Genomic DNA, 7855 nt, shown 5'->3' with positions numbered 1-7855 from the left:
CTCTCAAGCACAGATACAGTTTCCACAACGAGTTATCACCAGTAGAGTGTGACAAAAAACTTTGAGAGACTCCAAAGCATCTAATTATCTGGGTTTATTTAAACATGACATAAATGGGGCCTCTCAAAGTACCACACTAATTAATATAGAGGTATTAGTACCAGTTAATATTAAAGCATTAGTATTGATTGATGTGGAAGCATTAAGATGTTGTTAATGTGAAAGCACCATCACTAACTAATGTTAAAGCATCCTCGCAAATTGATATTGGTAAGGGCTACAGTTCAGCTAGACTGTTTTAGTGAGATAAAGAATCACATAATGAGAATGTGATGTTGGTGAGATGGATGTTATTCCGTTTTGTAATTAATTTTTTTACATCCTATCTAGTCGGTGCTGAATCAAATGAGATTAAACTTCTCGTAAAACGAACTGATTGAATTTTTGAGGCTTAACCTTCCCGGTCAGGATGGCCTATAAAGGGAGTGAGAAATGAAATTTCTCGGAGCACATAATGAACTCACCACTGCACTGTTCAGTGCTAGGCCAGTGTTTGCAACGTTGATCCTGTTTAGCTGTGTCATCAACTTATTGATGTTTGCCCCTTCGATTTATATGCTGCAAGTTTATGATCGCGTCTTAGCGAGCCAGAATACAACCACTCTTTTTATGCTGACGTTACTGATAATTGGCGTCTATCTCCTTATTGCTATGCTAGAGGGTGTACGCGGTTTGGTGATGATTAGGATCGGCAATCGATTAGAACAACAACTAAATAAACGAGTATTTGGTGCTGCCTTCGAGCGTAACCTTCACCAAGGCCAAGGTACTCCTGCTCAGGCTCTTTCAGACTTGACCAGTGCCCGTCAGTTCTTGGCAGGTAATAGCCTGTTTGCCTTTTTTGATGCCCCCTGGACTCCACTCTATTTAGCCGTTGCCTTCTTGATCCATCCCTTGCTGGGCTGGCTCACATTATTTGGTTCCAGCCTGCTGGTTATTTTGGCCTTGATAACGGAAAACCTCACCAATAAGCCCTTGGCTCAAGCCAATAAATTGTCGATGGCGGGCAGCGCCTTGATTAATAACCAGTTACGTAATAGTGAAGCGATCGAGGCGATGGGAATGTTATCTGCCATGCGCCAACATTGGTTAACCCTGCAGCGTCAGGTGCTGGGTCTACAAACAATGGCTTCGGATCGTGCCGTGTTTGTGAACAGTATTACCCGCTTTGTTCGGGTATTGCTGCAATCCCTCGCATTGGGAGCGGGAGCCTTGCTGGTGATAGAGGGTGAGATCACGCCTGGCATGATGATCGCCTCCTCTATCATTCTTGGTCGCGCCTTAACACCAGTGGAACAGGTAATATCGAGCTGGAAATTGTTGCTGCAATTTAGAGGAACTTGGCATCGCTTGCTGACCCTTCTCAATGACTATCCCGCTCGCCCTGCACAGGTATCCTTACCGCGACCGAATGGGAATCTCTCGGTTGAAGGGGTCTTTGCCACGGCCCCTGGCGGTGGGCCAGCCATCTTGCGTAACTTCAATTTTACTCTTTCTGCAGGTGAGATACTCGGGATCATTGGCCCTTCTGCCTGTGGCAAGTCGACTTTGGCAAGGTTGTTGATGGGGATATGGGCTCCTCAGTCCGGGACGGTTCGGCTTGATGGCGCCGATATTTATCAGTGGGATAAAGCCGAATTAGGCGCATCCCTTGGCTATTTGCCGCAAGAAGTTGAGCTGTTCGACGGCACAGTCGCGCAAAACATTGCTCGTTTCGGAGAATTGAATAGTGAGGCGCTGGTTGCCGCAGCCAAGTTGGCCGGGGTGCATGAGATGATCCTGCGTTTTCCACTTGGATATGAGACCCCTCTGGGCGTCGGTGGTTGCTTGTTGTCAGGCGGGCAGAAACAGAGAATCGGGTTAGCGCGGGCACTCTATGGTGATCCTGCACTGATAGTCCTGGATGAGCCCAATGCTAGCTTGGACGATGTGGGGGAAGCGGCCCTGATCCAAGCGATCCAGAGATTTAAGCAAAAAGGTCACACATTGGTGTTGATCTCTCACCGGCCAACCATTCTGGGCGTCGTGGATAAAGTCTTGCTGCTCAGTGATGGCATGATGAAAGCATTTGGTACTCGCGATGAAGTGTTTGCTGCACTGCGAGAGGCCAGCATGTTGCGATCTGTTCCCGTACAGGGGGCTGATATCACCACGGAGATTACCCAAGCAGAAGTAGACAGCATTAATATTCAGAAAAAAGCTGTACGAACAGGGGAGTCATCATGAAAGAACTCGCGGTAAATGATTCACTGTCGCTGCAAGAGACCTCTTCACCACTTGCAGATTGGCAAGGGGAAGTTGACGTCCAGGTGATGCGGCCACTGCTGATCGGATTATTCGTTATTGTGATAGGGCTGGGTAGCTTCTTATTTTGGGGCGTTATAGCGCCATTGGATGCTGGTGTTGTTGCAAATGCCACTGTCACGATAGCCAACAATAGAAAAACAGTGCAGCACCTTAACGGCGGCACAGTAAGTGATATTTATGTGAAGGAGGGGGATCTGGTTGAACGTGGGCAACCTTTACTGCAATTGGATAAAACCCAAGTGCTTGCACGTCAGAATGCCCTCGAGGCCCAATATCTGGTGGCGAAGACGATCGAAGATCGCTTGTTGGCTGAACGGGATGGCCTTCCTGAGGTGCAATTTGATCCAAAAACTATTGCTCGGTTTAAAGATAATCCACGCTTGGCTGATGCCATCAATTTACAGCAGAAGGTATTTGCAGCACGACGGAATGCAAATGCAGGAGAGGCATCTATTTTGCAAGAAACATTGCAAGGTGCATTGGCACAAAGTAGCGGTCTGAGCCAAGTACAATATTCACGTAAGCGGCAATTAATGTTGATAGAGCGGGAGTTAGACGCGATTAGACGTTTGAGTAAGAATAACTACTACCCCAAAATGCAACTACTCACACTTGAGCGCGAATCTGCAGATATCAGTGGCAAGCTCGCTGAAGATATCGTTAATATTGGTCGTATATACAGTCAGATAAATGAAATAAAGCTTCAGCTATTGCAGAGAGCTAATGAATTCAAGCGTGATGTTGTCACCGAATTGACCGCACAGCAAAAGGAAGTTGCAACATTAGAGGATGAACTCGATTCAGCAGATTATGATGTGGACCATACCACGATCCGTGCTCCTATTGGTGGTGTTGTTTTAGGGTTACACGTGACGACGGTAGGAGGGGTGATCCAAGCTGGAGGAGCCTTACTTGATGTGGTACCTGGCGATCAACCACTACAAGTGGATGCGATGATACCTGTACAATCAATTGATAAAATGGAATCAGGCCTGCCAGTTAGTATTAGTTTTCCTGCATTTAATCATGCCCAGACTCCTATTATCCCAGGTAAAGTCATCACAATATCAGCAGATAGAATGATTGATGAAGCAAGTCACCAACCTTATTATTTAGCTCAGATTGGGGTCACCGATGCGGGAATGAAATTATTAGGAACCCATCAAATAAAGGCTGGTATGCCTGCTAGTATTACCATTAAGACAGGGGAGAGAACACTGCTTAGCTATCTTTTGAAGCCCTTGCTAGAACGATTTGATAAATCATTTAAAGAGCAATGAGATGGAGGTCTGTCAATGACAACGAAAGGTTATATATTTGTCTGGTAACGGAGTTAAACTGATTTTTGCCATCTCAGGCTACTGATTGGATCATTCTAGAGAGGTTAATATGGACTTTTCACATAAAGACATGGAAGATAAAAAATCGCTGACTCCAATTGAATTAGATGGTGGTAATGAGAGACGTGAAGAGCACTCAGTATTAAATCGCTCAGTAACCAGGCGAGAATTATTGCACTCAGCTGGCTTGCTATATGCCACATCGGCATTGGTGAATCATAATCTAGCTCAGGCAGGAAGTGATGATGATGATGTCACGACGGCACCTATTTTACCACCAAGTCCAGCAACTGCTGGGTGGGGGTACACCTTGCCTCGACATATCACCTATTTAAAACCCCGTGATCTTTCTCCTATACCTCAAGAAACAGCTAATATTGCAGGGGGCGAAGCGGGTCGTCTTCCTCATCCATTTTGGGCCCAGGTTACGCATGCACAAAATCTTGCAGATTTTAAGTCTAGATATTATGAATTGTTTGCAGTTCAATTTAATTGGGTATTTCATCCTAACTATCCAGCGCAACCAATATGGGGCTATCAGGATAGCGCTGTATTAACAAAGTCACCGGAGATGCCCAGTGTCATAGTTGCGGCATATTATGGGCATCCTCTTCTTTGTCGGATATGGAATAAATTACCAGCAGGGCATGTCGGTTTCGGTGCACCCTATATATCCACCCACCTGCATAACTTGCATACTGGTTCAGAAAGCGATGGTTTTCCTGGTGATTGGTATAGTTCAACAAAGTACGGGCCAACATTAACCAAGGCCGGTGGTTTTAAAGACCATCTGTATCTCAATCTTAAAGCAGATTTTACTAACACAGTAGATTGGCCACCTTTTGGATCCACTGGGTTGAGCCTTGGAGATCCAACGGAAGCCTTGGGTACTTTATTTTACCATGATCATACTGAAAACTTTACCGGCCCAAACGTCTACCGTGGTTTATCCGGATTCTACTTGTTATTTGATGAGCTGGATTCAGGGAATGAGAAAGATCCTAACAATGACGCTCTCCACCTGCCGAGTGGTGATTATGATTACCCCTTCAACATTTGTGACCGACACTTTGATGATAAAGGAAAGCTCCTGTATGACCAGTTAAATCCAGAAGGAACATTGGGGGATAAAATTGTTATTAATGGTCGCATAAAACCAGTGTGGCGTGTGAGCCCGCGTAAATATAGAATGCGTCTTCTAAATAGTGGACCAAGCCGATTTTATAACTTGGCAGTTGTTAATGCAAAAAATGTAATTCAACCCTTCGTTTATATTGCCAATGATGGCAACCTTTTGCCAAAACCGATCAGGGGTGTAAAGAATGTATCTTTAGGTGTTGCCGAGCGAGCTGATATCGTCATGGACTTTAAAGGATATCCTAACAAGACGGAGCTCTTTTTGGTTAACCGACTAACGCAAACATCGACTCGCAAGCCGGATAAGGTGGTGTTACCTGGTGAACGCATAATGAAAATTGTCATTGATTATGACATGGGCATTGTTGATGACTTTAGTGAAATTAGGGATTATTTAAGACCTCTTCCTGCGGATAAATTTGCATTGTCAGAGGAAGAAATCAAACGGTTGAATATACCAGTGCGGCGTTTCGAATTTGAGCATAAGAGTGGATTATGGGTTATCAATGATAAGATATTTGATGTTACAAAACCCACAGTAAAAGTTAAAAAGGGAACGGCAGAAGTGTGGGAGTTGGTGAATGACTCTGGCGGTTGGGAGCACCCTATTCATATTCACTTTGAAGAGGGTCGAATATTAAGCAAATTTATTGATGGGGTGAAAGTACCCATCCCCCTTCACGAGCAAGGACGTAAAGATGTATATGTATTAGAACCAAACTCGATCACTCGAGTGTATTTAGAATTTCGAGACTGTACCGGAAAATACGTCATGCATTGTCATAATTTGATTCATGAGGATCATGCCATGATGCTTCGTTGGGATATTGTAGAGGGCTCATAGCAGACTATTGTTAACTCAACATAGACCTTTTCAATAAGTAGGGTATACGTATATGGACATCAATGTTAATAATCGTCGGCATTTTATCCTGGGTTTGGGTGCGACAACTGTCGCAGCCACGATCATGGCTAGTTTTCCTGTTGCGGCCAAAAAAGAAAAAAAAGAAGTAGTTGAAGTAGTGCTTGACGTGCCCAAATTTGGTCCAAGCAATATACCTAATGCTCCTCTGTGGACACATGAAGGCAAAGAAATAAAATTTTATGACGATGTAGTGAACAATAAAATTCTTCTCATTAATATGATGTATGCCGACTGTATGGATAGCTGTCCATTAACCACAAGCAATCTGATGCAAGTGCAACGCTTAATTGCTAAAAAAATGCAAGGCATACCAATTCAAATGTGTTCAATAACGCTAAGACCAGAAGAAGATACAGTTACTCATTTATCACATTATGTGAAGCAGCACCATATACCACCAGGTTGGTTATTTCTGACAGGTAAACCTGAGATGATAAAATTGGTACGCTATAGCATGGGGTTCTATGATCCCGATCCTGCCCTTGATGGCCTCAGCACAAGTCATACTGGAATGCTAAGAGTTGGCAATAATAGGCTGTCACGCTGGAGTATGGCACCCGCGCTAGCCAAGCCAGACCAGATACTTAAATTAATAGAGCAGGTGACATAATGACCATCTGTCGGGTTAGAGGAAATGGTATAAAAGTGGGCCCTGTTCCAAAGATCATACAATCAAGGAAATTTTCACGGCTCTTTGATCCAGGTCATCAACCATCAGCGGCAGAGCAGGCAGACCTACATCAGCTCGAACTTGTTATATCTAGGTATTCCTTGGCCCAGATGACTGCCTGCAATCGGTTCTTTACGTTGAGCTTCTTGAAAACATTATAGAGATGAGATTTGATAGTATGTTCGCTGACGTACAATTTACTGGCTATCTCAACATTGGAGGCACCCGTCATCAGGCAGCGAATGATCTCGCACTCGCGGGTTGTGAGCAGATTTTGGTTGGTCTGAGCGAGAACCATTCCCTGCCGATAGTAATTGGTTAGCTCAGATAGCAGGTGGCGCGGGATCCAATACTCACCTTGCACTACCTTTTTGAGGCCTGCAGCTAGGCGATCCAGGGGGTCCTGATGAAAGAAGAGACCGCTGGTATTTGGCCACATGAGCAATAGATCGAGATCCGCGCTGGCCGGTGCATTGAGTAGCACCGTGTTGGTTAACTCAAAGGTGGTGATATGCCGATTCCAGCTAAGCAGCTGGCTGTATTTGAGGTAGTCAAGATCGATCAAAAACAGGCTGCAACCCTCGATCTCCAATAGTTGATTGGGGTGATTGATCAAGCCTATTGGTGTGCCGAGCTGAGCTGCCAGGTACGTAGTTAGGGTCGTCGCCTGAACATTAGCTTCGGTTACCAGTATCAATGGAGTCTCTATTTTCATAGGAATCGTCCTTGAACGGTGTGCCTATCGGTTTAAGTTAGTCTTTCTGGGCTGTTGTGGGCCATAACGTAAACCTCGCACTTATCACTTATGTAGTATGAAAAAGGCATGAGGCATTGTTCAAATCAGCATAGAACAGTATTTCTTGATAATAGAGTAGACGGGGGGATTTGTGAGGACGTTGTTCAGTATGCAAGTATCAACTCGTAATGTAATGATCTTAAACAATTTAATATTTTTTATTGAGGGATTGCACTCACTTGTCCCTCTTAATACGGGTAGAGTAGCTTCCGTATTGCCTCTACTGGGAGAACCTGAACAGCTTCGACTGAGATAGCTGGCATACTACACGACATAGCCATCCATTTCTCCTGGTGATAGAGCCAATTGATGGCAACTACATATTTAATATATTGAGACTGTTTTTATAGCGACAACCAGTTGTCAAGTGACAGTCCCGATTGATAGCTCGCGCGCTACGCCTACAGGAGGGAGTGGTTGAATCGTCTTTCCCGGCGGCCCTACCAGTGATAAGGCGACGCAGGTGGAGCCTCTCGGCAGATCGCTCTCCTTATAAGATAGGAAGTCAATGATTGGTACAGATGTTAATTAATAAAATTAAGGAATATCAGCTGTCTTCATGATATATCACAATGAAAATTCAATTGTTGTTGAGAAGTTATGTTATTCGTATTTGCGCA

Annotated in this window: 5 protein-coding genes; 4 read left to right on the top strand and 1 reads right to left on the bottom strand. The window is 44.5% G+C overall.

The annotated features are described in order from the left end of the window. Positions 1-492 precede the first annotated feature (492 nt). From BN1124_RS01905 to BN1124_RS20590, 4 genes are all read left to right on the top strand, one after another. Positions 493-2286: a type I secretion system permease/ATPase gene (locus BN1124_RS01905; protein ID WP_082041398.1), complete on the top strand. Its 1794-nt coding sequence runs from the start codon at positions 493-495 to the stop codon at positions 2284-2286. Next, the gene (locus BN1124_RS01900) at positions 2283-3647 is read left to right on the top strand and encodes an HlyD family type I secretion periplasmic adaptor subunit (RefSeq protein WP_082041397.1); all 1365 of its coding nucleotides are present in this window, start codon (positions 2283-2285) and stop codon (positions 3645-3647) included. The genes BN1124_RS01905 and BN1124_RS01900 overlap by 4 nt, the downstream gene beginning before the upstream one ends. A gap of 109 nt (positions 3648-3756) precedes the next feature. Further along, complete coding sequence (locus BN1124_RS01895; protein WP_197066153.1) at positions 3757-5688, top strand: multicopper oxidase family protein; 1932 nt, start codon at positions 3757-3759, stop codon at positions 5686-5688. Positions 5689-5740: 52 nt separating this feature from the next. Further along, the gene (locus tag BN1124_RS20590; RefSeq protein ID WP_082041396.1) at positions 5741-6379 is read left to right on the top strand and encodes an SCO family protein; all 639 of its coding nucleotides are present in this window, start codon (positions 5741-5743) and stop codon (positions 6377-6379) included. A gap of 130 nt (positions 6380-6509) precedes the next feature. On the opposite strand, the gene BN1124_RS01890 is transcribed toward BN1124_RS20590, so the two are convergent. Continuing rightward, positions 6510-7154 (bottom strand): LuxR C-terminal-related transcriptional regulator, encoded by a 645-nt coding sequence (locus tag BN1124_RS01890; RefSeq protein WP_042638542.1) that lies wholly within the window; start codon positions 7152-7154, stop codon positions 6510-6512. Positions 7155-7855 lie beyond the last annotated feature (701 nt).

The organism is Aeromonas eucrenophila (assembly GCF_000819865.1).
Lineage (GTDB): Bacteria > Pseudomonadota > Gammaproteobacteria > Enterobacterales > Aeromonadaceae > Aeromonas > Aeromonas eucrenophila.
Note: the sequence above shows the minus strand (reverse complement) of the source record. Positions and strands in the feature narration are given on the sequence as shown.

Bases quoted from the DNA above. Each gene is read 5' to 3' on its own strand.
- BN1124_RS01905 (WP_082041398.1), top strand. From the start codon at position 493: ATGAAATTTCTCGGAGCACATAATGAACTCACCACTGCACTGTTCAGT.
- BN1124_RS01900 (WP_082041397.1), top strand. From the start codon at position 2,283: ATGAAAGAACTCGCGGTAAATGATTCACTGTCGCTGCAAGAGACCTCT.
- BN1124_RS01895 (WP_197066153.1), top strand. From the start codon at position 3,757: ATGGACTTTTCACATAAAGACATGGAAGATAAAAAATCGCTGACTCCA.
- BN1124_RS20590 (WP_082041396.1), top strand. From the start codon at position 5,741: ATGGACATCAATGTTAATAATCGTCGGCATTTTATCCTGGGTTTGGGT.
- BN1124_RS01890 (WP_042638542.1), bottom strand. From the start codon at position 7,154: ATGAAAATAGAGACTCCATTGATACTGGTAACCGAAGCTAATGTTCAG.